General features: G+C 69.2%; 20 protein-coding genes. 11 read left to right on the forward strand and 9 right to left on the reverse strand.

Translation table 11 applies throughout. The features are described from left to right. Positions 1-80: 80 nt before the first annotated feature. The 4 genes from INT49_RS08610 to INT49_RS08625 form a co-directional block, all read right to left on the reverse strand. Positions 81-1,496, reverse strand: coding sequence for an RNA polymerase sigma factor (locus INT49_RS08610; RefSeq protein ID WP_193117316.1), 1,416 nt, complete (start codon positions 1,494-1,496; stop codon positions 81-83). Positions 1,497-1,712: 216 nt separating this feature from the next. After that, on the reverse strand, positions 1,713-2,138 hold the full coding sequence (locus INT49_RS08615) for a universal stress protein (RefSeq protein ID WP_193117317.1): 426 nt from the start codon (positions 2,136-2,138) through the stop codon (positions 1,713-1,715). Positions 2,139-2,226: 88 nt separating this feature from the next. Then, positions 2,227-3,465, reverse strand: a complete 1,239-nt coding sequence (gene metX / locus INT49_RS08620; protein ID WP_193117318.1) for a homoserine O-acetyltransferase MetX — start codon at positions 3,463-3,465, stop codon at positions 2,227-2,229. A gap of 53 nt (positions 3,466-3,518) precedes the next feature. Beyond that, positions 3,519-4,679 (reverse strand): hypothetical protein, encoded by a 1,161-nt coding sequence (locus tag INT49_RS08625; protein WP_193117319.1) that lies wholly within the window; start codon positions 4,677-4,679, stop codon positions 3,519-3,521. A gap of 151 nt (positions 4,680-4,830) precedes the next feature. Between INT49_RS08625 and INT49_RS08630 the strand changes: the two genes are divergently transcribed. Beyond that, positions 4,831-5,964: a polyprenyl synthetase family protein gene (locus INT49_RS08630; protein ID WP_193117320.1), complete on the forward strand. Its 1,134-nt coding sequence runs from the start codon at positions 4,831-4,833 to the stop codon at positions 5,962-5,964. Between the two features lie 26 nt (positions 5,965-5,990). Here INT49_RS08630 and INT49_RS08635 read toward each other — a convergent pair whose 3' ends face one another. After that, complete coding sequence (locus INT49_RS08635) at positions 5,991-6,344, reverse strand: Rv2175c family DNA-binding protein (protein ID WP_319021559.1); 354 nt, start codon at positions 6,342-6,344, stop codon at positions 5,991-5,993. Positions 6,345-6,491: 147 nt separating this feature from the next. On the opposite strand from INT49_RS08635, the gene INT49_RS08640 reads away from it, so the two are divergent. Next, a complete protein-coding gene (locus INT49_RS08640) occupies positions 6,492-8,669 on the forward strand; it encodes a Stk1 family PASTA domain-containing Ser/Thr kinase (RefSeq protein WP_193117322.1) in 2,178 nt (725 codons plus the stop codon). A 343-nt stretch (positions 8,670-9,012) separates the two neighbouring features. Here INT49_RS08640 and INT49_RS08645 read toward each other — a convergent pair whose 3' ends face one another. After that, positions 9,013-10,407 carry a class II 3-deoxy-7-phosphoheptulonate synthase gene (locus INT49_RS08645; protein WP_193117323.1) on the reverse strand — a complete coding sequence of 465 codons (1,395 nt, stop codon included), beginning with the start codon at positions 10,405-10,407 and terminating at the stop codon, positions 9,013-9,015. 178 nt (positions 10,408-10,585) lie between these two features. Beyond that, entirely contained in the window at positions 10,586-11,320 is a 735-nt protein-coding gene (locus INT49_RS08650) for a lysophospholipid acyltransferase family protein (protein WP_193117324.1), read from the reverse strand. A gap of 97 nt (positions 11,321-11,417) precedes the next feature. On the opposite strand from INT49_RS08650, the gene INT49_RS08655 reads away from it, so the two are divergent. Both INT49_RS08655 and INT49_RS08660 read left to right on the forward strand, forming a co-directional pair. Beyond that, positions 11,418-12,194 (forward strand): alpha/beta hydrolase, encoded by a 777-nt coding sequence (locus INT49_RS08655; RefSeq protein ID WP_193117325.1) that lies wholly within the window; start codon positions 11,418-11,420, stop codon positions 12,192-12,194. Then, positions 12,191-12,790: a hypothetical protein gene (locus tag INT49_RS08660; RefSeq protein ID WP_193117326.1), complete on the forward strand. Its 600-nt coding sequence runs from the start codon at positions 12,191-12,193 to the stop codon at positions 12,788-12,790. The genes INT49_RS08655 and INT49_RS08660 overlap by 4 nt, the downstream gene beginning before the upstream one ends. 61 nt (positions 12,791-12,851) lie before the next feature. Here INT49_RS08660 and INT49_RS08665 read toward each other — a convergent pair whose 3' ends face one another. Further along, positions 12,852-13,787: an ROK family glucokinase gene (locus INT49_RS08665; RefSeq protein ID WP_193117327.1), complete on the reverse strand. Its 936-nt coding sequence runs from the start codon at positions 13,785-13,787 to the stop codon at positions 12,852-12,854. Positions 13,788-13,957: 170 nt separating this feature from the next. On the opposite strand from INT49_RS08665, the gene INT49_RS08670 reads away from it, so the two are divergent. The 3 genes from INT49_RS08670 (at position 13,958) to INT49_RS08680 (ending at position 17,916) form a co-directional block, all read left to right on the forward strand. Further along, positions 13,958-15,766 (forward strand): AMP-dependent synthetase/ligase, encoded by a 1,809-nt coding sequence (locus tag INT49_RS08670; protein ID WP_193117328.1) that lies wholly within the window; start codon positions 13,958-13,960, stop codon positions 15,764-15,766. A 156-nt stretch (positions 15,767-15,922) separates the two neighbouring features. After that, positions 15,923-17,584: a DEDD exonuclease domain-containing protein gene (locus INT49_RS08675; protein ID WP_193117329.1), complete on the forward strand. Its 1,662-nt coding sequence runs from the start codon at positions 15,923-15,925 to the stop codon at positions 17,582-17,584. Between the two features lie 50 nt (positions 17,585-17,634). Next, the gene (locus INT49_RS08680) at positions 17,635-17,916 is read left to right on the forward strand and encodes an Lrp/AsnC family transcriptional regulator (RefSeq protein WP_193117330.1); all 282 of its coding nucleotides are present in this window, start codon (positions 17,635-17,637) and stop codon (positions 17,914-17,916) included. An 87-nt stretch (positions 17,917-18,003) separates the two neighbouring features. On the opposite strand, the gene trpD is transcribed toward INT49_RS08680, so the two are convergent. Continuing rightward, on the reverse strand, positions 18,004-19,086 hold the full coding sequence (gene trpD / locus INT49_RS08685; protein WP_193117331.1) for an anthranilate phosphoribosyltransferase: 1,083 nt from the start codon (positions 19,084-19,086) through the stop codon (positions 18,004-18,006). Positions 19,087-19,321: 235 nt separating this feature from the next. On the opposite strand from trpD, the gene ctaE reads away from it, so the two are divergent. The 4 genes from ctaE (at position 19,322) to qcrB (ending at position 23,708) form a co-directional block, all read left to right on the forward strand. Then, positions 19,322-20,053, forward strand: a complete 732-nt coding sequence (gene ctaE, locus INT49_RS08690) for an aa3-type cytochrome oxidase subunit III (RefSeq protein ID WP_193117332.1) — start codon at positions 19,322-19,324, stop codon at positions 20,051-20,053. Between the two features lie 91 nt (positions 20,054-20,144). After that, positions 20,145-20,945, forward strand: a complete 801-nt coding sequence (gene qcrC / locus INT49_RS08695) for a cytochrome bc1 complex diheme cytochrome c subunit (protein WP_193117333.1) — start codon at positions 20,145-20,147, stop codon at positions 20,943-20,945. Positions 20,946-20,953: 8 nt separating this feature from the next. Next, positions 20,954-22,018, forward strand: a complete 1,065-nt coding sequence (gene qcrA, locus INT49_RS08700; RefSeq protein WP_193117334.1) for a cytochrome bc1 complex Rieske iron-sulfur subunit — start codon at positions 20,954-20,956, stop codon at positions 22,016-22,018. A 4-nt stretch (positions 22,019-22,022) separates the two neighbouring features. Beyond that, positions 22,023-23,708 carry a cytochrome bc1 complex cytochrome b subunit gene (gene qcrB / locus INT49_RS08705; protein ID WP_193117335.1) on the forward strand — a complete coding sequence of 562 codons (1,686 nt, stop codon included), beginning with the start codon at positions 22,023-22,025 and terminating at the stop codon, positions 23,706-23,708. Positions 23,709-24,758: the final 1,050 nt, after the last annotated feature.

The following is a 24,758-nucleotide window of genomic DNA, read 5'->3' on the forward strand; positions in this document are numbered from 1 at the left end:
GATCTGGCCCCGGACGCCGACGGCGCCGGGACCCGTGCTCGGGTCGCCGGCGCCGCCGTCGAGGTCATGCGGGGTTCTTCTCAGTCGAGGTAGTCGCGCAGCACCTGCGAGCGCGAGGGGTGACGCAGCTTCGACATCGTCTTGGACTCGATCTGCCGGATCCGCTCACGCGTGACCCCGTAGACCTTGCCGATCTCGTCGAGGGTCTTGGGCTGGCCGTCCTCGAGGCCGAAGCGCATGGAGACCACGCCGGCCTCGCGCTCGGACAGGGTGTCCAGCACCGAGTGCAGCTGCTCCTGGAGCAGGGTGAAGCTCACGGCGTCCGCCGGGACCACGGCCTCGGAATCCTCGATGAGGTCACCGAACTCGCTGTCGCCGTCCTCGCCCAGGGGTGTGTGCAGGGAGATCGGCTCGCGGCCGTACTTCTGGACCTCGACGACCTTCTCCGGGGTCATGTCGAGCTCCTTGGCGAGCTCCTCGGGGGTGGGCTCCCGGCCCAGATCCTGCAGCATCTGCCGCTGGACGCGGGCGAGCTTGTTGATGACCTCGACCATGTGCACGGGGATGCGGATGGTGCGGGCCTGGTCCGCCATGGCGCGGGTGATGGCCTGACGGATCCACCAGGTCGCGTAGGTCGAGAACTTGTAGCCCTTGGAGTAGTCGAACTTCTCCACGGCGCGGATCAGTCCGAGGTTGCCCTCCTGGATCAGGTCCAGGAAGAGCATGCCGCGGCCGGTGTAGCGCTTGGCGAGGGAGACCACCAGGCGGAGGTTCGCCTCGAGCAGGTGGTCCTTGGCGGCCCGCCCGTCCTCGGCGATCATCCCGAGCTCACGGCCGGCCTTCGTCTTGGCGATCGACTCCTCGCGCTTGAGCTTCTGCTCCGCGAAGAGACCGGCCTCGATGCGCTCGGCGAGCTCGACCTCCTGCGCGGCGTTCAGCAGTGCGACCTTGCCGATCTGCTTGAGGTAGTCCTTGACCGGATCGGCGGTCGCGCCGGCGGTGACGACCTGCTGGGCAGGGGCGTCATCCTCAGAGGCGTTGAAGATGAATCCGCCGGAGGCCTCGACCTTGGCGTCGGCAGCCGACGCCTCCTTCTTGGGCTCCGACTCCTCGACCTCCTCCTCGACCTCTTCCTCCGCGCCCTTCGCCGCGGCAGCGGCCTTGGACGCCTTCGTGGCGGCGGGCTTCTTCTTCGCAGCAGTCTTCCGTGCGGCAGGCTTCTTGGCCTCCGGCTTCGTGGCGGCGGCAGCCTCGGCATCGTCCGCCGGCTCCGCGGCGGTCTTGGTACTGGACGTGCGCTTGCTCGGAGTTCCGGCGGTCTTCGCGGTCGTGCTCTTCGCGGTCGACGCGGAACGCTTCGAGGTCGCGTCCGCCTCGGGGCCGGCCGCCTCAGCGGTCGGCTCGGTGGCGGTCTCAGCGGTCTTGGAGGAGGTCACAGAGTTCCTTCTTCCGGCGGTGTCCCTGGGGTTCACCGCCACACTCGGGCGATCAGTCATCTCGGCGCGGCTCGGGTCCTGGGGCAACCGTCGACCCGGTATCCACCGGGTTCACGGCGCACGAAGGCACGGTGCCGTCAAGCCTCACAAGTATAACGTCCTGCGGGAGCACTTATTCCCGGCCTCGCCCGGAGGCCGCACCGGGAGTGCACCCGGAGTGCTCCAGCAGTGCTCGGCGCTGCGTCGGCAGCACCCGCCGAGAACCCATGTCGATGCTCAGGCGACAGCGTGCCTGCCGGCGCCCGCAGCCCGGTCATCGTCCTTCACGGCGAGCACGGGGCACGGCGCTCCGAGCACGACGCGCCGTGCGGCGGCGCCGAGATTGAGCTTCCCGATGGGCGACTTGCGTCGCAGCCCGATCACCAGCAGCGTCGCCGAGACATCCTCGACGACGGTCAGCAGGAACTCGCCGATGTCCGGCAGCGATCGACGACGCAGCACGACGTCGACCCCCTCTGCATCGGCCTCCGCAAGGGCCGTCTGCACGTCCTCCTCGGACGGTGCCGCGAGCCCGTCCGGGGCCTCGCAGAACTCGTAATAGGCGACGACCAGGTCCGTCTTGTCACGCTTGGCGCTCCGGACTGCGGAGCGCAGGGCGGCCATGCCCTGGCTCGATGGTGTGTAGCCCACGACAACGGTCATTCGCCAGCTCCCAACTCGGGACGGTTCTCGAGACGCCTCGCTCGAGGGCCGTCGACTGATCTCCCCAGCTTAGCCATCGAGCAGGAGCTTAGCCATCGAGCAGGTCCGCGATCCACCCGTCGAGATCGGGATGGGCGAGCAGGAACGCATCGTGCCCGATCTCCGACTGCGCCACCTGCCAGGTGGAGCGCGGGATGTGCTCAGCCATCTCCGCCACCAGCGCCGGCGGGAACAGGCGGTCGGAGTCGATCGCCACCACCAACGTCCGAGCACTGACCCGGGACAGGGCCGCAGGGACCCCGCCGCGGTCCCGGCCGACGTCATGGGTGCTCATCGAGTGGGCGAGCACGAGATAGGAGTTCGCGTCGAAACGGCGCGAGAGCTTGCCGGCATGGTGGTCCAGATAGCTGGTGATCTGGTGCCGTCCGACCCCGTCGAAGGGGTCCTCGCCCTCCTGGGGGCGATTCCCGAACCGGGCCTCGAGCTCGGTCGCGGTGCGATACGTGGTGTGGGCGATGCGCCGCGCGATGCCGAGCCCCAGCTGCGGGCCCTGGCCGCCGACGACGTCGTAGTAGTCGCCGCCGCGGAACTCGGGATCGACCCGGATCGCGGCGCTCTGGGCGCTGTTCCAGGCGATCTGATCGGCGGTCGCCCGCGCCGAGCTGGCGATGACGGCGAGCCGCTCCACCTCCTCGGGATGGCTCACCGCCCATTCGACCGCGCGCATACCGCCCATCGACCCGCCGATGACCAGTCCCCACCGCTCGATCCCGAGCTGGTCGCGCAGTCGTCGTTCTGCGGCGACCTGGTCCCGCACGGTCAGCACCGGGAACCGGGAACCCCAGGCCCGGCCATCCGGTGCCGGAGAGCTGGGCCCGGTGCTCCCCTGACAGCCACCCAGGATGTTCGGCGCGATCACGAACCAGCGCTCGGTGTCGATCGGGAGACCGGGGCCGACCACGTCCTCCCACCATCCGGGGCTGGGGTGCGCGTCGCTCACGCCTCCGCGCACATGCGAGTCCCCGGTGAGCGCATGCAGCACGAGGATCGCGTTGCCGCCGTCCGCATCGAGCGTGCCCCAGGTCTCGTAGGCCATGGTGACGTCCTCGAGGACCGTGCCGCTCTCGAGCTCGAGCGAGCCGATCGAGGCGAACCGCCGCTCCCCCACCCCCTGCTCGGGGGTCCAGGCGCCCGTCGATGCGGCCTGCGGGAGATCCGGGGCGTTCGCTCCGGTCAACTGCCGGGCCGGGATCGACGTCTCTGCCTGCTGGCTCGGGGCCGACGTGCTGGTCGCCGTCGTCCGGTTCAGAGCTCCGAGTGCGGTCATCGGCGGCCCCTCCTCCTTGCGCTCCGGCCCCGCTCGCACCAGCCACCCTGTGGTCAGGGGCTGGGCCACCAGGCCGGAAAGATCGGCGTGTCGGTCATACGTGCCAACAAGGGTGCCAGAGTCGACGCCGGTTCCCGGTCCCACAGCTCATCCACGAGACTGCCCGCCGTGGCGAACCGGTGATTCCACCACGCGAGCAGAGTGAGCATCGCCGTCAGCCCCCGCCACGCCTCCCTCGCGATCGCATGGCCCGGGAGTTCGGGATCAGCACAGGCCGCAGCCGCGACGTGACGCAGCTGCGCGATCGCCTCATACCAGTCGCCACCTGCACAGACGTCGCTATCCGGGCACCACGATCCGTCACGGACGAGGACCTGGAGCAGCTGCTCCCGATCGATGGGCGAGGCGTGCCCGCGATCCACACAGCGGGCGAGCAGCTCCCAGTGCAGCCGTTCGACCGCGACGGCGGAGACGAGGTCGGAGACCAGTTCACAGTCCGTCACGAAGGCCGGATCCGCGGGCCCGCCGTCGGAGGCACGCAGCCTGCGCAGCGCTCCCCGCGCCCTGGCGAAGAGCTCTCCCGGATCGACGGCGGCGTCGAGCGCGGTCCGAGTGAGGTGCAGCTGGCGACCTACCAGATCGAGGCGCGGCTCCTCTCGAGGCGGCTGCGGGACGGACCGTCCGACGAGCACCTCATCCGCCGCGGCGCGGGTCTCCTGGAAGGGACGCAGCGGCTGGGGCGGGGAGACCAGGAGCCGTTCCTCGTCGACGTCGGGCTCGCCTCGGAGCACCTGTCGGCACTGAGAGTTGCCGACCATCCAGAGGGATTCCAACGGGAAGGGGTCCGGAAGCAGATGCGCGGCCGTCGCGAGGATCCTCGCCGCCAATCGCACCGTGAGCTCCTCCAGGGCAGGCTCCGGGAGCGCTCCGTGGCCGTCACCGACGACCACCATGGCCGAGGCCCGACAGCAACCTCGGCTCAGCAGGAGCTCCAGATGCTGCTCGAGCCGGTCCGCCCAGGCCGGGGCGAGCAGATCGGACAGGTCGGAGGTGGTCACCACGGGTGTCTGCCCGCTCTTCCCGCAGCCCATCACGATCAGGCAGTCGGTCGGGATCTGACGCAGACAGATCCTGGTCTCGGCGAGGAACTCCGAGGGGTCGTAGGGGTGCAGGACACGCCGGTCGGAACCGGCCGGTGGGGTGTTGGTCGTCATGGATCGACCCTCGTGCACCGCCGTCGTCCGCGCAGTCCTCGAGCCCGCGTTGGGGACAGAGACCCTGTGTGGAGGGAAGGTGCCGACCCCTATGCGGTCCACGGTCAGGACGTCATGCGAAGATCTTCGTGTCCGTCGAGAAGGAGTACCGATGTCCCCTGCTGGAGCGCCGCTGACCGGCGCCGACCTCCGTGAACTCGATCGACGTCTGGTCGAACGGGTCGAGTCGATCACCGCCGACGAGCTCGCGCTGCGGCGCGACCATCTCGCCGAGATCTCCCCGGAGACCGCAGCGCTGGTGGACACCCTCGCTCGGTATCTCGACGGAGGGAAGCTGCTGCGCCCGCGCTTCTGCTTCTGGGGAGGGGCCGCGGCTCTGCAGCGGGAGCCCACGGAGGACGAGCTGGAGGCGCTGGCGCGCTACGGCGCGGCGATCGAGCTGGTCCAGGCGGCCGCCCTCATGCACGACGACGTCATCGACCACTCCCCCGTGCGCCGCGGACGACCCGCTCTCCATGTCGATGCCGCCACGAGTCACGAGCTCGCGAGCCTCGTCGGCTCCTCCGCGGACTACGGGGTCGCGCTCGCGATCGTGCTCGGTGATCTCGCGCTCAGCTGGGCCGAGCAGCTCGCCGCCGGTGTCGAGGTCGAGCCGTCGAGGACGGCACGGGCCCGCCGGGAGTTCGATGATCTGCGCACCGAGGTCATGTCCGGTCAGTTCCTGGACATCCTCCACCAAGCAGGAGGCTTCTCCTCGGCTCGCGATGCGGAGAGCGCGGCGCTGTCCGTGATCCGCTGGAAGACCGTCCCGTACACGGTGCTGCGGCCGGTCCGGATCGGCGCGGCGCTGATGGGCGCGGACGACACCGTCCTGGACCAGCTGTCCGCCTGGGCGATCGAGGTCGGCACGGCGTTCCAGCTGCGTGACGACCTGCTCAGCGTGATCGGCGACCAGGACGACACCGGCAAGCCGATCGGGGGCGACATCGTCGAGGGCAAGCGCACCGTGCTGCTGGCACGCACCGAGTCCGCGACCGACGGTGCCGGGCGCGCACTGCTGGAGAGCGTGATCGGTCGCTCCGACGCGACACCGGCGCAGATCCAGCAGGCGCACCAGCTCATGGTCTCCTCCGGTGCGGTCCGCTCGGTCGCCGAGGAGGTTCGAGCTCGCGCGACGAGCGCCCGCGAGATCCTGGACGGTGCCACGGGCATCGGAGAGCCGGGCCGCGCCGGACTCGCCGCTCTCGCCGCGCAGGCGACCGATGTCGAGTCGCTGCCTCGCTGACCGGCCCAGAGGGTCTCGGCGACCCGTCAGAAGGCGAGTGCCTGGGCCCGGCGTCGCACTTCGCCGCGCTGGCCGATGCGCAGCTGATCGATCGGACGACCGGGCAGCGAGTCGTCCTCGGTGAACAGCCACGTCAGCAGCTCCACGTCGTCGAAGCCGCCGTCGCGCAGGATCGTGATCGTGCCGCGCAGGTGCGGGGCGATGCCGTCCTCGGTGAGCAGCGCCGCCGGGATCATCCGGACGACGGGGTCGCCGCGGCGCACGGCGATGAGCTCCCCCTCGTCGACGAGTCGACGCACGCGGGAGACCTCCACGTCCAGGTGCAGGGCCACATCGGGGAGGGCGAGCCAGTCAGGGATGAGTTCATCGAGGGCATTCACGGGACCAGGGTGCCACGCCCGAGGACCGGCGCGCACCCCGACGGACCCATCGGCTGCGGACATCACGCCGTCCGACGTCACACTCCTGAGCGCTCTCGGCGTGTGTCGGTGCGAACTCCTCGCGGCTCCGCACCCTAGATTGGCCCTGTGAGCGCGGCGACGTCGACTTCCCCCGGCATCAGCCTGCTCCTCGACGACCGTTATCGGGTCGAGGAGCCGATCGCGCGCGGCGGAATGGCGACGGTGCACCGCGGCCACGACGAGCGGCTCGACCGCGTCGTCGCCCTCAAGATCATGCATCCCCATCTGGCGATGGACGAGGACTTCCGGCGCCGCTTCGGCCGCGAGGCCCGGGCCGCCGCGAGGCTCGCGCACCGCAACGTGGTCGGGGTCTTCGACCAGGGGGCCGACGAGGACCGCATCTACCTCGCCATGGAGCTCGTCGAGGGTGACACCCTCCGCGCACGTATCGTCGACCGAGGTCGTCTCACCATCGGCGAGACCCTCGATGTCACGGCGCAGGTGCTCGAGGCCCTGGTGGCCGCGCATGCCGCCGGGATCGTGCACCGGGACATCAAGCCCGAGAACATCCTCCTGGCTCAGGACGGGCTCGTGAAGGTCGCGGACTTCGGTCTGGCCCGCGCCATCGGATCGAGCAACTCCTCGGCCAGCGCGACGCTGCTGGGAACGGTCGCCTACATCAGCCCCGAGGTGGTCACCCGAGGGCACAGCGACGAGCGCAGCGATCTGTACTCCTTGGGGATCGTCCTGTACGAGATGCTCACCGGGGTCCAGCCGTTCCGGGGCGAGCAGCCCGTCCACATCGCCTTTCAGCACGTGCACGAGGACATTCCTGCACCGTCCACGGTCGCCTCCGGCATCCCCCGTGAACTCGACTCCCTGGTGACCTGGGCCGCTGCCCGCACCGTCGAGCAGCGCCCCGCCACCGCCGCCGATCTCCTGCGCGCGGTGCGAGAGCTCATGGAGACCTTCCCCGCCGCGGTCCAGGACACCCGTCCTGCCGCCCGCGAGCTCGACGACACCTCCGACGTGAAGCTGCCGACCTCCCATCTCGATGACGTCGTCTCCGAGCTGCGTCGCGGCCCGCGGGCGTTCCCCGCCGGACTCCTCGAAGGCGACCGGAGCGACATCGGCGCCGACAGCTCCCCGTTGCCCGCGGAGCTCGTCGACCAGGAGCCGGACGTCGCGGAGAGCTCGGAGCTCGCGCTCGATCTCGAACACTCGGCCAGCCCCGGCAGCCCGAACAGCCCCGGCAGCCCAGACGGCCCGGACGACTCCGACAGCCGGGACGCGTCAGGCACCGCAGAGAGCTCCGAGCGCGCGGACGACGAGGACGCCAGCGCGCGCACCGTCGTGCTGCGCGCCCCGAAGGGACGCCGTGGCCGCCACCTCCCCCTCGGAACGCGACACCGTTCGCGCCCGCTCGCCCTGATGGCGGCGCTGAGCCTCGTGGCCGCTCTGGCGCTCGGGGCGTGGACCGGCGGCGACTGGTACCTCAACACCGGTCCCGGCGCCGATCGCACCGTCCCCATCCTCACGGGCACGCAGCTGACCGATGCCGAAGCCGTGCTCGACTCCGCCGATCTCGCCGTGCGCACCGAGGAGCGGTTCGACGAGACCGTTCCTGCCGGCCACGTGATCTCCTCCAGCCCCTCGACCGGGACCACGGTCAAGAAGGGATCCGGCGTCGAGCTCGTGGTCTCCAAGGGCGTACAGACCTTCCCTGTCCCCGATGTCGAGGGCATGGACCTCGAGGCCGCTCGCAGCGAGGTGGAGGACGCCGGTCTCGAGCTGGTCGAGGACGACCCGACGTACTCGGAGGAGATCGCGAAGGGCGAGGTCATCTCCCAGTCCCAGGAGGAGGACGCGCTCCCCGCCGGCGGGGAGGTCCACGTCGTCGTCTCCCAGGGGCGGCAGCCGATCACGGTCCCCGATCAGACGGGCAGGACCGGCCAGAGCGCCCGCAGCGCGCTGGAGGCCGCCGGATTCACGGTGACGAGCTCATCGGCTCACTCCAGCAGCGTTCCCGCCGGGTCAGTGATCTCCCAGTCCCCGGCGTCCGGCACCGCCTACCGCGGCGACACCGTCAACGTCGTGACCTCCCTCGGGCCCGAGATGGTGAAGGTCCCCGACGTGTTCCAGAAGCCCGAGGCCGAGGCGAAGGCCACACTCGAGGCCGCAGGGTTCGCCGTCACGGTCGAGCACGACCGCGGCACGCCGGTGTTCGGCCTCGTCTACGAGCAGTCCGCGGCCGCTGGGTCTGAGGCCGAGAAGGGCTCTGCGATCACCATCACGGTGTTCTGATAGATAGGCCTTCTGTCCGGCGTGCAGGATGAGACCAGGCGTCCGCTGACCGGCGGATGATCCGCCTCGGCGTCCGTGGCGTGGCGCCCACGACCTGCAGAGACGGCTCGCCTCGTGCCGGAAGCATCCGGCGAATGGTTACCCGGAGGTATCCAGCAGCACGTGTCGTTGAGCGGCGCCTCACCGACACGCCACGCATGCTCGACAGACCAGCCGACCCCGCGACCTCGAGTTCCAGCCCTGTGCGCCGATGGGGTCGGCACTGTGCGGGTCGGTCCTGTGCGGGTCGGCCCTGTGCGGGTCGGTTCTGTGCGGGGCGGCCCTGTGCGGGGCGGCCGACCGCTCAGCGGCGGGAGAGCATCTCCGCGACGAGGAAGGCGAGCTCGAGGGACTGCTGGTGGTTCAGCCGTGGATCCACCAGCGTCTCGTACCGGCGGGTCAGCCCCTCCTCGTCGATCTCTCCGGCACCGCCGAGGACCTCGGTGACGTCATCGCCGGTGAGCTCCATGTGCAGTCCGGCCGGGATCGTGCCCAGGGCCTGATGCACCTCGAAGAAGCCGACGACCTCGTCGAGGATGTCCTCGAACCGACGGGTCTTGTACCCGTTCGACGAGGTGATCGTGTTGCCGTGCATCGGATCGGTGACCCAGGCGACCTGCGCCCCGGAATCACGCACGCCCTCCACGAGGGCGGGGAGCCGCTCACGGATCTTCCCCGCTCCCATACGGGTGATGAACGTCAGCCGGCCGGGCTCGCGCTCCGGGTCGAGCTTGTCGATCAGGCGCAGCGCGTCATCCACCGAGGCATCCGGGCCGAGCTTGACGCCGATCGGGTTGCGCAGGCGTGCCATGAAGTCCACGTGGGCGCCTTCGAGCTGACGGGTCCGCTCCCCGACCCACAGGAAGTGGCCGGAGCAGCCGTAGATCTCCCCGGTGCGGGAATCGATCCGGGACAGCGCCTCTTCGTAGTCCAGCAGCAGTGCTTCGTGCGAGGCGTAGAACTCGACGACCTTGAGGGCGTCGAAGTCCGCACCGATCGCATCCATGAAGCGGATGGCCTTGTCGACCTGACCGGCGAGCTCCTCATACCGGTCGTAGCCGGCGCCCGACGTGAAGCCACGGTTCCAGGAGTGCACCTCGCGCAGGTCCGCGAAGCCGCCGCCGGTGAAGGCGCGCAGCAGGTTCAGGGTGGCCGAGCTCGTGGTGTACGTCTTCCACAGCCGCTTCGGATCGGGGATCCGGGATTCCGGGGTGAAGGCATGGGCGTTCACGGCGTCACCGCGGTAGGTCGGGAGGGTCTGACCGTCGCGGGTCTCCTCGTCCGAGGAGCGCGGCTTGGCGAACTGGCCGGCCATGCGGCCCATCTTCACCACCGGCACCGAGGCGCCGTAGGTCAGGACCGCCGACATCTGGAGGATCGTACGGATCTTGTTGCGGATGCGATCCGCGGTGGAGTCGGCGAAGGTCTCCGCGCAGTCGCCGCCGGCGAGCAGGAAGGCCTCCCCGCGGGCCGCGGCCGCGACCCGGTCACGGAGAACGTCGACCTCGCCGGCGAACACCAGCGGCGGAGCCGAGCGCAGATCCTCGAAGACCTGTGCACGCTCTTCCTCATCGGGCCATACCGGCTGCTGGACCCGCGGATAATCTCGCCAGGCACCGAGTGCCGCCAGGCCGTCATCGGCCGAGGACAGGGTGAAAGCGTGGGCGCGGGCGGGGGCATCGGAGCTGAACTGGGTCACTCCCTCAGGGTACGCAGTGCGCGGACGCGAAGCGGACACGTTCCAGTGGGCAGGACCACAGTCCGTGCGCCCTGTCGCACGACGGAATCCCGCCATGATCGGCAACCTCCGATCGCCGGTCCGTCGTGGTGCGGGCCTGCCTCGAACCGGAAACCAGGAGACAGTCACCGGGAGACGGTCACCGGGAGACGTCGCACCGCGCGGGTGTGCGGCCTCCTCCGGCGGCGGCCCGCAACCGCCGCTTGACGTCGGCCGAGTACTCCTCGCTGCGCTCCTGCCCGGACAGTTCCTGGATGCGTTCCATGACCGCTTCCGTGACGCCGCGCAGAAGGGAGGACTCGTCGGCGTCCTCCCAGGCGCTCGCGATGTCGCGAGCGAGCAGGGGCTCGCCGAGCACCGCCGTGATCTGCGGACGGCGACGCGGGAAGAACGTCCGACCCTGCTGGGCCTCGTAGGTGCCGACCATCGCCACCGGGACGATCGGCGCACCGGTCGCGAGGGCGATGCGGGCAACGCCCGTCTTGCCGCGATAGAGCCGGCCGTCGGGGCTCCGGGTTCCCTCGGGGTAGATCCCGAGCACCCCGCCGGTCTCGAGCACAGCCGTTCCGGCATCGAGCGCCGATCGTGCGGCGCTGCCGCCGTTGCGGTCCACGGGCATCACGTGGAGACCTCGCATGATGCGGGCACCGATCCGCTGTGGCAGCGAACGGCCCGAGAAGATGTCCGATTTTCCGAGGAAGTGGACGGTGCGGCGGATCTGCCCGGGCAGGAACACGGTGTCGCAGTACGCCAGGTGGTTCGAGGCGAGGATGACCGGCCCGCTCTCGGGGACGTTCTCCGCGCCACGGATCGTGGGGTTCCACAGCACGCGCGAGATCGCCATCACCACGGGTTTGGCGAGCTCGTACAGCACAGCGGACTCCTCGAGGATGCGTGGGAGAGCGACGTCGGGTCGGGCGGCAGGGGTGAACGGGGATGAAGCATGCGCGCACGGGTGCGACGATGTACCCATGGCGTTCAGCGAACTGTCCCGCCCCTGGAGCGCGCGGGGTCACTCTAACCCGCGCGGCGGATTGCTCCTGTGCCATGGCTTCACCGGGTCGCCGCAGTCCCTGCGCCCGTGGGCCGAGGACCATGCGGACCGTGGATGGGCGGTGGAGCTTCCGCTGCTCCCGGGGCATGCGACCACCTGGCAGGACCTCACGACCTACCGCTGGCAGGACTGGTACGAGCAGGTGCGTGCCGCCGCGATCGAGCTCTCCGACGCCTTCGGACCGATCGCCGTGGGCGGTCTCTCGATGGGCGGTGCCCTCACCCTCGCGCTCGGCGAGGATCCCGAGCTTCGAGGCCGCCTCGCCGCGCTGGTCGCCGTCAACCCTGGCCTCACCCTGACTCCCGTGGCCGGAGTCGCCGGGCTGCTGGCGCCCGTGCTGCCCACGGTGGCGGGCATCGGTTCCGATGTCGCCCTGGACGGGGTCACCGAGGAGGCCTACGACCGGACCCCTCTGCGCGCCGTCGCCCAGCTGCACCGGCTGTTCCGCAGCACCCGCAGGAATCTGAGCGACGTCACGGCCCCGCTGCTGCTGGCCACCTCGAGCCGCGACCACACGGTTCCTCCGTCGGACAGCGATCTCGTCGCGGCGGGGGTGAGCGGCAGCGTCGAACGGCTCGCGCTCCCCCGCAGCTATCACCTCGCTCCCCTGGATCACGATGCTCAGCGCCTCTTCGAGGCCTCCGCGCGGTTCCTCGAGCAGCATGTCCCCCGCCGAACAGGAGAAGCGCGATGAGCCCGGAGCGGAGCAGCGCCCACGACCCGCGGGACGTCGACGCCGAGTTCGCCCGCATGCTCGAGGGCGAGGGCATGGTGCTGCGTCCTGGGGAGGCTCCGCACGAGCCGGCGGCGCGCACGCCGGACAGCCCTCGCAGCGGCATGACTCCGGGCCCCACCGGGGACGACGCCGCCGATGACAGCACGGATGACGCCGCCGATGACGCCCTGTGGTCCTACAGCGCCGATTCCCCACCGGAGCCGCCGAGCGCCGAGTCTCGGGCTCGCGCCCGCGCCGCGCATCCCGCGGCCGGCGCGCCCGGCCCGGGTTCCGGTCCGCGCGACGCGCCGCGCCCTCGCGAGCTGGACGACGACGTCATCTACGGGGACTTCGAGCCCCCGGACCCCGACTTCCCGCAGCCGTCCTCCGCGACGCTGTGGTCCTGGACGGCCCTCGTCGGCGGCTTCCTGCTGCTGGTCATCGTCCCCATGACCCCGGCGCTGCCCGGCATCCTGGGCTGGCTGGGTGGGCTGGCCGCCTTGGGAGGCGTCATCTCGCTGCTGCTGCGAGTCCCGCGGAGCCACAGCGGGGACGACGACGGCGCCGAGGTCTAGCAGCGCTGCGGGAGCAGCTCAGGTGGACCGCTCAGGGGTGCAGCTCCGCTCTCGCGCGCCGTCAGCGCGCGAGGTCCGCCGCACCGACGATGCCGGCCCGATTCCCCATGCTCGCCAGGACGAAGGGAGCCAGCGTGCGATGGGTGCGCGCCGTCAGGTTGGCGGCATACGCCTCCCTCGCCGGTGCCAGCAGCATCTCCCCTGCCGCTGCGACACCGCCGCCGACCACGATCACCTCGGGGTCCAGCAGCGAGGAGATCGATGCCATGCCGAGCCCGAGCCACGTGCCGAGCTCGGCGATCAGCTCCTGCGCGCCGGGGTCCCCCTGGTGCGCGACCCGCGTGATCAACGGTCCGTCGATCTCCTTCTTCGCACCGCCGGCAGCCTGCACGAGAGGCCCCATCGCGGGGTCCCCCGCCGCCGCTCGGCGCTTGGCGGTGCGCACCAGCGCGGTCCCTGAGGTGTACTGCTCGAGGCAGCCCTTGCGACCGCATCCGCACCACTGGCCGTCCGGGACCGCAGTCATATGCGCGACCTCTCCGGCGAACCCGTCGCCACCGCGGATCAGCTGCCCGTCCAGGACGATCGCGCCGCCCAGGCCGGTGCCGAGGGTGACCATCAGCATGTGCTTGGCCTCGGTCGCGGCCCCGAAGCGGTACTCGGCCCACCCGGCCGCGTTCGCGTCGTTCTCGACCACCACGGGGAGCCCGGTCAGTCGTTCGAGCTCGTCGGCCAGGGGGCGCTGGCGCCACGCGAGGTTCGCTGCGAACCGGACCGTACGACGGTCAGCGCTGACGAAGCCCGCCGCGCCGACGCCCACCCCGACGACCTCATGCTCCGCGCGCAGCTCCGCCACGGCGTCGGCCACTCCGGCCTCGATCAGCTCGGCATCCGTGGCCGGGGTGCTGCGCGTCGTCGCGGCGATGATCCCACCGTCCTCGTCGACCACGCCCGCCGCGATCTTGGTGCCCCCGATGTCTACTCCGATGGAGAGCATGTCGCTCCTTCCCGATCACTGCTGATCGCGTCGTCCGGATTCCCCGGTGCCCAGCTTGTCGTGTCCTATCGTAGGTCGCTCTGCCGTAGGATCGGACCGACCCCACCAGCGCTTCCGCCCAGGCGTCCGGCATGCCGGAGTCAGCCTGTGTCCGGATCGAAGGAGATTCGATGAAGCAGTTCACCTCTGCCCCGCAGCACGAGAGCCGGCCCGACGAGAACACGACGGATCTGCTCCTGGACCGATTCCGCAACGACCCCTCCGTCCCCATCTTCGAACTGACCCAGGACGACGGCAGCTATCTCCCCTTGTCGACCGCCGACTTCATCGACGAGGTCAAACAGGTCGCCAAGGGTCTGATCGCGATCGGCCTCGAGTCCGGCGACGTGGTCGCGATCCTCTCCCGCACCCGCTATGAATGGGCCCTGGCCGACTGGGCGATCTGGTGGAGCGGCGGCGTCAGCGTGCCGATCTATGAGACCTCCTCCCCGAGCCAGATCCAATGGATCGCCGCGGACACGGGGGCACGCTTCGCCCTGGTCGAGGCCGCCCGCCATCAGGAGGACATCGAGTCCGTGCGCGGCGAGCTGCCGGCGCTCGAACGGATCGGAGTGCTCGACGACGGCATCATGGAGGACCTCAAGACTCGAGGCGCCGAGGTGAGCGACGAGGCCCTCGAGGCCCGCCGCACCTCGCGGCGGCTCGATGACATCGCCACCATCATCTACACGTCGGGGACCACCGGCAGGCCCAAGGGCGCCCTGCTGACCCACGGGAACTTCGTGGACACCACGCGCAGCGCCCTCAACCTTCTCGGCAAGCAGGTGCTGCCTCCCGGCTCGCGCGTGCTGATGTTCCTGCCGATGGCGCATGTCTTCGCCCGGCTGATCACCGTTCTCTGCGCATCCTGGCCGGTGACGACGGCGTTCACCCCGGACACCAAGAACCTGCTGCCGGATCTCGCGGCCTTCAAGCCCACCTTCCTGCTGGCTGTTCCCCGCGTGTTCGAGAAGGTCTACAACGGCGCCGAGGCGAAGGCGATCGCGGGCGGCAAGGGCAAGATCTTCTCCGCCGCCGCGGAGACCGCGATCTCGTACTCGACGGCGCAGGCCGCTGGCAAGGTGCCGATCGCGCTCAAGGTCAAGCACGCCGTGTTCGACAAGCTCGTCTACGGCACGCTGCGCGGCGCGATGGGCGGTGACGTGAAGTGGGCTGTCTCCGGCGGCGCTCCGCTGGGAGCGCGCCTGGCGCACTTCTTCCGCGGTATCGGGGTCACGATCCTGGAGGGCTACGGCCTCACCGAGACCACGGCGCCGGTCTGCGTGAACGTGCCCTGGGCGGTCACGCCGGGCACCGTCGGTCCCCCGCTGCCGGGCTCCACGGTCGCGATCGACGAGACGGGCGAGATCCTGGTCAAGGGCGTGATGGTCTTCGCCGGCTATCACAACAACCCCGAGGCCACGGAGGACGCGCTGCAGGACGGGTGGTTCCGCACCGGCGATCTGGGCACCCTCGACGAGATCGGCGACCTGACGATCACCGGCCGCCTGAAGGAGGTCATCGTCACCGCGGGCGGGAAGAACATCTCCCCCGCCCAGCTCGAGGATCAGCTGCGCTCGCACCCGCTGGTCAGCCAGTGCGTGGTCATCGGCGACCAGAAGCCGTTCGTCGCCGCGATCCTCACCCTCGACGCCGAGATGCTGCCCACCTGGCTGACAAACAACTCCCTGCCGGAGATGACGATCGCCGAGGCCGCCGAGGACGCGACGGTCCGCGCCGAGCTGCAGACGATCGTCGACAAGGCCAACCAGACCGTCTCCCGCGCCGAGTCGATCCGCTCCTTCGAGGTCATCGACACGGACTTCACGGAGGAGAACGGGTATCTCACCCCCTCCCTGAAGCTCAAGCGCAACGTCGTCGTCAAGGACATGGCGCAGGTCATCGAGAAGATCTACTCGCAGTCCAAGCCGGCCGGCTGACCGTTCAGCCGAGCAGCACCGGGTCTCCGCTCTCCCCGGGGAGAGCGTCGACCCGGGAGCTGGAGCGCGGCCCCGACACGCGGCCCCGATGGCCGGAGAGCGTGCGCACGCCGCACAGGGATCCCGATCGTCGGGGCCTCGTCGTAGTCTGCGGGCATGTCCGTCCGCCGCCAGCTCAGCTTCGACGACCTCGGTACCCCGCTCATGGACGCCCTGCTGGTCGTCGTCGACCTCGAGACCACCGGCACCGATCCCTCCTCCGATGCGATCACCGAGATAGGCGCCGTCAAGGTGCGCGGAGGCGAGGTGGTCGGCGAGTTCCGCACCTTCGTGGATCCACAGCGACCGATCCCCGCCTACATCGCCTCGCTCACCGGGATCACGGACGCCTCGGTCTCCGGTGCCCCGACCATCGAGGTCGTGCTCCCGATGTTCCTGGACTTCGTGGGCGACGCAGCGTTGGTCGCCCACAACGCACGCTTCGACATCTCCTTCCTCTCTGCGCAGGCGGCACGCTGCGACATCGCGTGGGCCAAGCCCGCGGTGCTCGACACCCTCGAGCTCGCCAGGACCGTCTTCCGGCGCGACGAGGTGCGCGATCACAAGCTCTCGACGCTGGCGGCGCATGTCGGGGCGAGCATCACCCCGGACCACCGGGCGCTCTCGGACGCCAGAGCGACCGTCGATGTGCTCCACGCCATCATCGAGCGTCTGGGATCCCGCGGTGCCTCGACCCTCGAGGACCTCACCTCCGCCCATCGCCGCGCGACCCCGGTCCAGCTGCGCAAGAAGCACCTCGCCGATGCCGTCCCGTCGGTGCCGGGGGTGTACGAGTTCCTCGATGCCCAGGGCGGCGTGCTCTACGTGGGGACGTCCCGCAACCTCCGTTCCCGGGTGCGCACCTATTTCACCGCTGCGGAGACGCGGCGGAAGGTCCTGGACATGCTTCCGAGGGCGGAGTCGATCCGAGTCATCGAGTGCACCACGGCGACCGAGGCGGCAGTCCGCGAGCTGCGGATCATCGGTGCCCGGAAGCCGCCGTCCAACCGCCACGGTCTGAATCCGGAGAAGGCGCACTGGCTCCGGCTGGGGAGCGGCACCGAGGGGCTGCGCGCAGCGCGCCTCGCCCGATCGGAGGCCGACGGATCCGCCCAGATCGGGCCGCTGTCCTCCCGGCACGATGTGGAACCGCTGCGCGGGCTGCTCACCGATGCCGTGCTGGGCCGCGGTTCGTCGTTCGAGCTCGGGTCACGACGTGACCCGCCGCAGGACGCCGGGCACCACGACAGGATCCGAGCGGCGATGCTCACGGACCCCCGCGAGGTGCTCGACCACGTCGCCGGGCGCATGCGCGGTCATGTCGAGGGCGGCCGCTACGAGGAGGCGGAGAAGGTGCGCCAGCTCGCTCTGACCTTCCTGGCGGCCGGGAAGCGCGCGGCCCGGCTGCGCGCGATCGGTCGTGTGCCCCTGCTGGTCGCCGCCCGTCCCAGTGCGGATCCCGTGGTGGGCGGGCGGGGATGGGAGCTGCTGGCCGTGCGTCACGGACGCTTCTCCGGAACTGCGCTCGTGAGCACCCACGCGGACCCCGTCGCAGTGGCACGATCCCTCGCGGCGACGGGCCTCGGCGAGGCGGAGCTCGCGACCCCGATGTGCCAGGGCTACCACCAGGAGGCCGAGATCCTGCTCACCTGGCTCGAGGGCGACGGCGTCCGCACCGTCCTGGTCGACGGCGAGTGGCACCAGCCCGCCCGGGCCCGCTTCGACGCCCAGCATCTCGCGGAGCGCTTCTCCCGGACCGCGACCGTCCCCGGGGCATAGGCTCGGTGCACACGTCCCGGCGCGGTCAGCGCCCCGTCCAAGGAGAACTCATGATCACTGCCCTCGTCTCGATCGTCGTGGAGTCCGCCCGCATCCCGGAGGTCGCCGCGTCGATCGTCGACCTCGATGGTGTCGAGCACGTCTACTCCGTCACCGGCGACGTCGACCTCATCGCCGTGGTCCGCGTGCGTGCCCATGAGGACCTCGCCGGCGTCATCGCCGATCAGCTGAGCAAGGTCCAGGGCGTGGTGAACACCACGACGAACATCGCGTTCAAGACCTATTCCAAGCAGGATCTCGATGCCGCCTTCGACCTGGGCATCGACGGCTGAGCAAGCACGCACACGGGCGCCGGCCACCGCACCGATGCCGGCCACCCTCATCGGCGCCGGGGAGCACCTGGTGACGTCAGGACGGACTCAGGCCTCCGCGCCGAAGGCCTCCTGCGAGGCTGCGGCCCAGCGCCGGATCAGCTCTGCCGGCCGTCCGGAGTCGAGCGCCTCGCGCGCCTGGGCGAACGCGGCGACGAACCTCTCCTCGAAGCCATCCTCCGCGCTCTGACCGATTCCGTCGAAAGCTGTCACCCCGGCCGCGGCGTTCAGGAGCACGGCATCCCGGATCGGGCCCATGCGTCCGTCGACGACTCCGGCGAAGAGATCCCGTACGACCTGGGCGTTCTCCTCGACTGTCCCTCCCCGCAGAGCGTCGTGCGCCGACCTCTCGATGCCGAGCAGCGCCTGCGGATCCAGCAGATGGCGGCGCACCTCACCTCCGCGCACCTCCCAGACGTCCGACGGTGCGGTCACCGTCAGCTCGTCGAGGCCGTCCTGACCCCGGAACACCAGCGCGCTCGTGCCCCGCGAGGCGAAGACGCCGGCGACCGTGGGGGCGATGGACTCGTCGGCGACACCGACAGCGCTCGCGCGCGGCTGCGCCGGATTCGTGATCGGTCCCAGGATGTTCATCACGGTCGGGATGCCCAGCCCCCGTCGCGCCTCGGCCGCGAAACGCATCGAGGGATGGAACACCTGCGCGAAGAGGAAGGTCATCCCGATCTTCCCGACCAGCTCCTCGACCACCGGCACCGGCAGGTCGAGACGCACCCCGAGGGCTTCGAGCACATCCGCGCTGCCCGACTTCGAGCTCGAGGCCCTGTTGCCGTGCTTGACCACCGTGCGTCCGGTCGAGGCGATGACCATCGAGGCCATCGTGGAGATGTTGACCGTCTGCGCCAGGTCCCCGCCTGTGCCGACGATGTCGATGGACTCCTGGGGAGCGTTCACCGGACGCGCATGGGAGACCATCGAATCGGCCAGAGCGGCGAGCTCCGCACTGCTGACGCCCTTGGACTGCAGCGAGACCAGGAACCCGGCGAGCTGCACCGCGGTCGCGTTGCCCGACATGACCTCGTCCATGGCCCACGAGGCCTCGGACGTCTCGAGCTCCAGCCCGCGCACGAGGCGCGACGTGATCGTGGACCAGGTCGGAGTGTTCTCGCTCATGCACCGATGGTCTCACCTCGCAGGCGCTGGACGTCGTTCCGGTCACGGATCGGATCACAGATGCATCACAGGCCCCGTAGGTCGCGGTCACCTGCGGCGATCGGAAGCGTGTCCCGGTTCGTGACACGGCGTCAGGAGGGATATGCTGGCCTGGTCCTCCCGGGGCTGAGCCCTGCGGTGTGCCCGGGCGTCGTGAACCGGCACACCGAACCTGACGACACGACATAATGGTGACGTGACTACTGCGACCCTGCCTGAGCGCTCCGCCGCCGCTGTTCCAGCGGTCGGCCGACCCAACCCGACGCAGATCGGCACGATCGTCTGGCTCTCGAGCGAGCTGATGTTCTTCGGCGGTCTGTTCGCCATGTTCTTCACACTCCGTTCCATGGCGCCGGACACCTTCTTCGTGGGCGAAGGGCACTTCGCCCACGGCTTCGCGCTGGCGAACACGGCGATCCTCGTGCTGAGCTCCGTGACGTGCCAGATCGGTGTCTTCCTCGCCGAGGGCCAGTTCCCCGGTGGCAAGCCCTTCGCTCCGCGCAAGCGCCGCACCGGCTCGATCTTCAACATCGCCGGCTGGGGAATGATCGAGTGGTACACGCTCACCTTCCTCATGGGCGCCGTGTTCGTCTCCGGGCAGGCCTACGAGTACACCGAGCTGGTCCACAACGGCGTCACGCTCTCGTCCTCACCGTTCGGCTCGATCTTCTTCCTCGCCACCGGCTTCCACGGCATCCACGTCGTCGGCGGCCTCATCGCCTTCCTCATGGTCCTCATGCGCTCCTTCGTGGCGGACGAGTTCACGCAGCACGAGCAGGTCTCGGCGATCTGCATCTCGTACTACTGGCACTTCGTCGACATCGTGTGGATCGTGCTGTTCTTCATCGTCTACATGCTCGATCCGCTGTCGACGGCCTTCAACTCCGGGCACTTCATCCCGGTGGACTTCAACTGGAGCATCTTCTGATCGCCGCGCCCGCACAGGCTCCCCCGCCTGGTGCGATCACCAGCCCCCCTCTCTCCCCCGCTCGCCCCCTCCACGAATCGAGGTCCGAACCGTGAAGGCACTCGCCGCACGTCGTCATCACCCGATGGCGCTACTCGTGATTCTCCTGCTCGCCCTGGTGGCGACCGGTGGGCTGTACGTCGCATTCCAGCCGCAGACGGCCCAGGCTGAGTCCTACACGCAGGACGACGTCGACGCCGGCGAGGCACTGTTCCTCGCCAACTGCGCCACCTGCCACGGCCGCAACGCCGAGGGTCTGCAGGACGCCGACGGCTCCGCACTCGGCCCCTCGCTGATCGGTGTGGGCGCAGCCGCGGTCGACTTCCAGGTCGGCACCGGCCGTATGCCGATGGAGAACTCCGGCGCACAGGCATGGCGCAAGCCGCCGCAGATGAACGACGAGCAGACCCGTCAGCTCGCGGCCTACGTGGCCTCCCTCGGCCCCGGCCCCGCCGTCCCCGATGAGGAGTACCTCGATACCTCCAAGGGCGACGCCACCAAGGGCGGCGAGATCTTCCGCATCAACTGCGCCATGTGCCACAACGCGGCCGGCGCCGGCGGCGCCCTGACCCGCGGCAAGTTCGCACCGCCCGTCATCGGGGTCGATCCCAAGCACGTCTACGAGGCCATGGATACCGGCCCGCAGAACATGCCGGTCTTCAACGAGAACAACCTGTCCCCCGAGGACAAGCGTGATGTCATCACCTACCTCGACGCCCTGGAGGAGAACGGCTCCCCCGGCGGCATCTCCCTGGGCTCGGTCGGTCCGGTGACCGAGGGTCTGTATGCCTGGACGATCATCCTGTCCCTCCTCCTCGGCTGCGCCGTGTGGCTGGGGGCGAAAGCCAAGTGAATGCGAGCATGAACACCAATCTCGACGGCACGACCCCTGCACGCGGGGTCAGCGCGATCGCTCCCAAGGAGGGCGGAGGCTTCCCGAACCCGGGGCTCCCCCCGCACGTCCACCGCCAGGCTGATGTCTCCAAGGCTGCGGAGAAGCGAGCGGAGCGACTCGTCGCCGCCATGTTCCTGCTGTCCGTGATCGGAACGGCGATCTTCATCGTCGCCTACTTCCTGGTCACGCCGACAGGCACGAACATCTTCGCCGAGGAAGGCTCGCCCAGCGCCCTGTGGTGGTCCAACCTCGTCACGGGCCTCGGGCTCGCGATCGCGGTCTTCTTCATCGGTGCGGCGGCGGTCCACTGGGCCAAGACGCTCATGCCCGATGAGGAGATGGTCGAGGAGCGCCACGACATCCGCAGCTCCGACGAGACGCGGGAGATCGCGGTCGGGATCATCACCGACGGCCTGGAGGAATCCGGCATCGCGCGCCGTCCCGTGATCGTCACGGCCATGGTCGCCGCCTTCGCCGCGCTGCCGATCGCCGTGCTCGCACCGCTGTCGACGCTCGGCCCGCTGCCGGGCAACAAGCTCCACCACACCTTCTGGGGCCACAATCCCGGTCAGCGTCTCGCCCGCGATCACGACGGCACCCCCATCAAGCTGTCCGACGTCGCCATGAACTCGATCTTCCACGTCATGCCCGAGGGCCTGACGGAGGAGACCCCGCACTTCCTCGAGGAGCGCGCCAAGGCCGCCACGGTGATCGTGCGCATCGATCCGAAGCTGAGCAAGAACCCCGAGAGCATGGCGAACGGTGTCGACGGCATCCTCGCGTTCTCCAAGATCTGCACGCACGTCGGGTGCCCGGTGGCTCTCTACGAACAGCAGACGCACCACATGCTGTGCCCGTGCCACCAGTCCACCTTCGACGTCACCGATGGTGCCAAGGTGATCTTCGGCCCGGCGCACCGGCCGCTCCCCCAGCTCCCGATCGAGGTCGATGACGAGGGCTACCTGGTGGCCACCGGTGACTTCCCCGAACCGATCGGTCCCAGCTTCTGGGACACCCACAAGGACAAGTGATCCCGTGACGACCACGACTCCCGATACCCGGAAGCAGACTTCCGACGACGCGAGCAGCTCCCGCGTCTACAAGCTCGGCGCAGTAGGCGGCGACTGGCTGGACCAGCGCCTCTCCGGCGGCGGCTTCGTCAAGTTCATCGCTCGCAAGATCTTCCCCGACCACTGGTCGTTCATGTTCGGTGAGGTGGCGCTGTACAGCTTCGTCATCCTGCTGATCTCGGGAACCTTCCTGACGATGTTCTTCGACCCCTCCATGGAGGAGGTCGTCTACAACGGTCCGTACGTCCCGCTGCAGGGCGAGCACGTCTCCCGTGCCTTCGAGTCGACGCTCCAGATCTCCTTCGAGGTCAAGGGAGGCCTGCTCTTCCGCCAGATGCACCACTGGTCCGCCCTCGTGTTCATGGTCGCGATCTTCGTGCACATGTTCCGAGTGTTCTTCACCGGTGCGTTCCGCAAGCCCCGCGAGCTCAACTGGATCGTCGGCTTCACCCTGATGGTCCTGGGCATGGTCGCCGGCTTCTCCGGCTACTCCCTCCCCGATGACGTGCTCTCCGGCAACGGGCTGCGCGTGATCGACGGCCTGATGAAGTCGATTCCGATCATCGGCACCTACCTGTCGATGCTCCTGTTCGGTGGCGAGTTCCCCGGCACGGACATCATCCCGCGCCTGTTCACGGTCCACATCCTGCTGGTGCCCGCCATGATCCTCGGGCTCATCGCGATCCACCTGGTGCTGCTCGTGCTGCACAAGCACACGCAGTACCCCGGCCCCGGTCGCACCGAGCGCAACGTGGTCGGCTTCCCGGTGTTCCCGGTGTACGCCGCCAAGGCCGGCGGATTCTTCTTCCTGGTCTTCGGCGTCATCACCCTGATCTCCGCGACCACCGCGATCAACGGGGTCTGGGTCTACGGCCCCTACGACCCCTCCCCCGTCTCCGCGGGTTCGCAGCCTGACTGGTACATGCTCTGGACCGACGGCGGGCTGCGCCTCATCCCGGGGTGGGAGTTCACGATCTTCGGGTACGTGATCTCGCTGAACATGCTCATCCCGATGGGCATCTATGGCGCTCTGCTGGGCTCCCTGGCGCTCTACCCGTTCATCGAGTCCTGGGTGACCGGCGATGACCGCGAGCACCACCTCCTGGATCTGCCGTACAACGCCCCGGTCCGAACGGGCCTCGGCGTGTCCTGGATCAGCGTCTATCTGATCCTCGCCCTGGCCGCGACGAACGACATCATCGCCATCGGGCTGCATCTATCGATCAACGACCTGACATGGGCGTTCCGCATCGGGATCTTCGTGGTGCCCGTGCTGGTCTTCTTCATTACGAAGCGGATCTGCCTCTCGCTCCAGCGTCAGGCGCGCCAGAAGGCTCTCCATGGCTCGGAGACCTCCCGAGTGGTCCGGACGGAGAGCGGCAAGATGCTCGAGATCCATGAGCCGCTCGACGAGTTCGATCGGTGGGTTCTCGTCCAGCACGACGACTACCGTCCGCTGCAGGCCGGGAAGGGCGTCTCGTCGCTGCGTGCGAAGGCCACCAGCTTCTTCTTCAAGGACCGCATCGAGCCGGTCTCGCCGGCAGAGCTGCGCGAAGCCTTCGAGCACTACGCCCATGAGAAGCACGAGATCGACTCCGCAACCGGTGGCGACTACCGCACCCCGGCAGAGACGGCGCACCACGCCGGTTGATCCTCTGCCTCGCTGACGCGAGCACCTCGACGATGGGCCCTGGGAAGCGATTCCCAGGGCCCATCGTTCTGTTCAGGCTCGGTTCTGTTGAGGCTCAGTTCTTTTCAGCCCCGCAGATCCCCTTCTGCTCTCCGTCACGGCGAGGTCAGAACTCTGTGCGGGAGAATCATCGCGTGGGAGCTCCTCTCACCGCAGAAGAGGATTCCTTGGGCGGCGACCACGACCCTGGTCGGGCCGGCCGGAGACCGCGTTCACCAGGTACCGTACGGAGACCATGCTCAGCCTGCGGTCAGCGCGACGAAGGACCCGGGCGGATTGCAGCGGTCGCTTCGCCGGATCCCGACGGTCAGCCTCGAGCGTGCGCCGAGCCCAGTCGACAGCCGCCTCGATGCCACCGTCCTGCGCGTAGACAGCTGAGAGCTGACGTTCCGCGCGTGCTGCCGGATTCACGTCATCGATGATCATCGCCTGTGCCTCCTACACCTTGCTGATGCTGCGGGATGGAGCAATCAGCTTCACCGGTCTCCATGTACTCGGTCACGCTAGCACCGTCGCGTAGGCCATCCGCTGCATACGTCAGGGAAGTGAGCGTGCACGCCCCAGCCATCACTTCGGTGCGTCGCAGCTCCGTGCCGACCGGAGAAGCCAGCCGATCAGAGACAACATACTGTTGCGCTTGTTTCTCCCTTCACGCCTTTTTGGCTATGTCACGGTGGTTGAACCTCTGCATGGGGACACGAGCGCCCGATCCACCCTCGGTCCGGGATGCCGATCTCGCCTCGAGTGGGCTGAGCACCCTGCCTCCCCCGTGGCGTCACGCCCCGGAAGAGCCCAACCACACCGGTTGAGCCGCCCAACAGATTCCAGCGCCCAATCACACCAAGCGCGCGAGCATACGAGCACCCGAGCACCCGAGCACCCGAGCACCCGAGCACCATCACACCTCTCGCCACGCTCACTCCAGTCGGCACGACCACGGATCCGCGGAAGCTCGGTGTCAAGGGACATCGGGATCTCCCTGTGGGCGGACGTTTGATCTCCCTGTTCGCG

It is taken from the genome of Brachybacterium tyrofermentans (genome assembly GCF_014897585.1).
Taxonomy (GTDB): Bacteria; Actinomycetota; Actinomycetes; order Actinomycetales; family Dermabacteraceae; genus Brachybacterium; species Brachybacterium tyrofermentans.

Excerpts from the sequence above, each read along its gene's own strand:
- INT49_RS08670 (WP_193117328.1), top strand. The coding sequence starts at position 13,958 with ATGAAGCAGTTCACCTCTGCCCCGCAGCACGAGAGCCGGCCCGACGAG.
- INT49_RS08660 (WP_193117326.1), top strand. The coding sequence starts at position 12,191 with ATGAGCCCGGAGCGGAGCAGCGCCCACGACCCGCGGGACGTCGACGCC.
- INT49_RS08615 (WP_193117317.1), bottom strand. The coding sequence starts at position 2,138 with ATGACCGTTGTCGTGGGCTACACACCATCGAGCCAGGGCATGGCCGCC.
- INT49_RS08655 (WP_193117325.1), top strand. The coding sequence starts at position 11,418 with ATGGCGTTCAGCGAACTGTCCCGCCCCTGGAGCGCGCGGGGTCACTCT.
- INT49_RS08630 (WP_193117320.1), top strand. The coding sequence starts at position 4,831 with ATGTCCCCTGCTGGAGCGCCGCTGACCGGCGCCGACCTCCGTGAACTC.
- qcrA (WP_193117334.1), top strand. The coding sequence starts at position 20,954 with ATGAACACCAATCTCGACGGCACGACCCCTGCACGCGGGGTCAGCGCG.
- INT49_RS08680 (WP_193117330.1), top strand. The coding sequence starts at position 17,635 with ATGATCACTGCCCTCGTCTCGATCGTCGTGGAGTCCGCCCGCATCCCG.
- INT49_RS08665 (WP_193117327.1), bottom strand. The coding sequence starts at position 13,787 with ATGCTCTCCATCGGAGTAGACATCGGGGGCACCAAGATCGCGGCGGGC.
- INT49_RS08675 (WP_193117329.1), top strand. The coding sequence starts at position 15,923 with ATGTCCGTCCGCCGCCAGCTCAGCTTCGACGACCTCGGTACCCCGCTC.
- INT49_RS08625 (WP_193117319.1), bottom strand. The coding sequence starts at position 4,679 with ATGACGACCAACACCCCACCGGCCGGTTCCGACCGGCGTGTCCTGCAC.
- metX (WP_193117318.1), bottom strand. The coding sequence starts at position 3,465 with ATGACCGCACTCGGAGCTCTGAACCGGACGACGGCGACCAGCACGTCG.
- trpD (WP_193117331.1), bottom strand. The coding sequence starts at position 19,086 with ATGAGCGAGAACACTCCGACCTGGTCCACGATCACGTCGCGCCTCGTG.
- INT49_RS08610 (WP_193117316.1), bottom strand. The coding sequence starts at position 1,496 with ATGACTGATCGCCCGAGTGTGGCGGTGAACCCCAGGGACACCGCCGGA.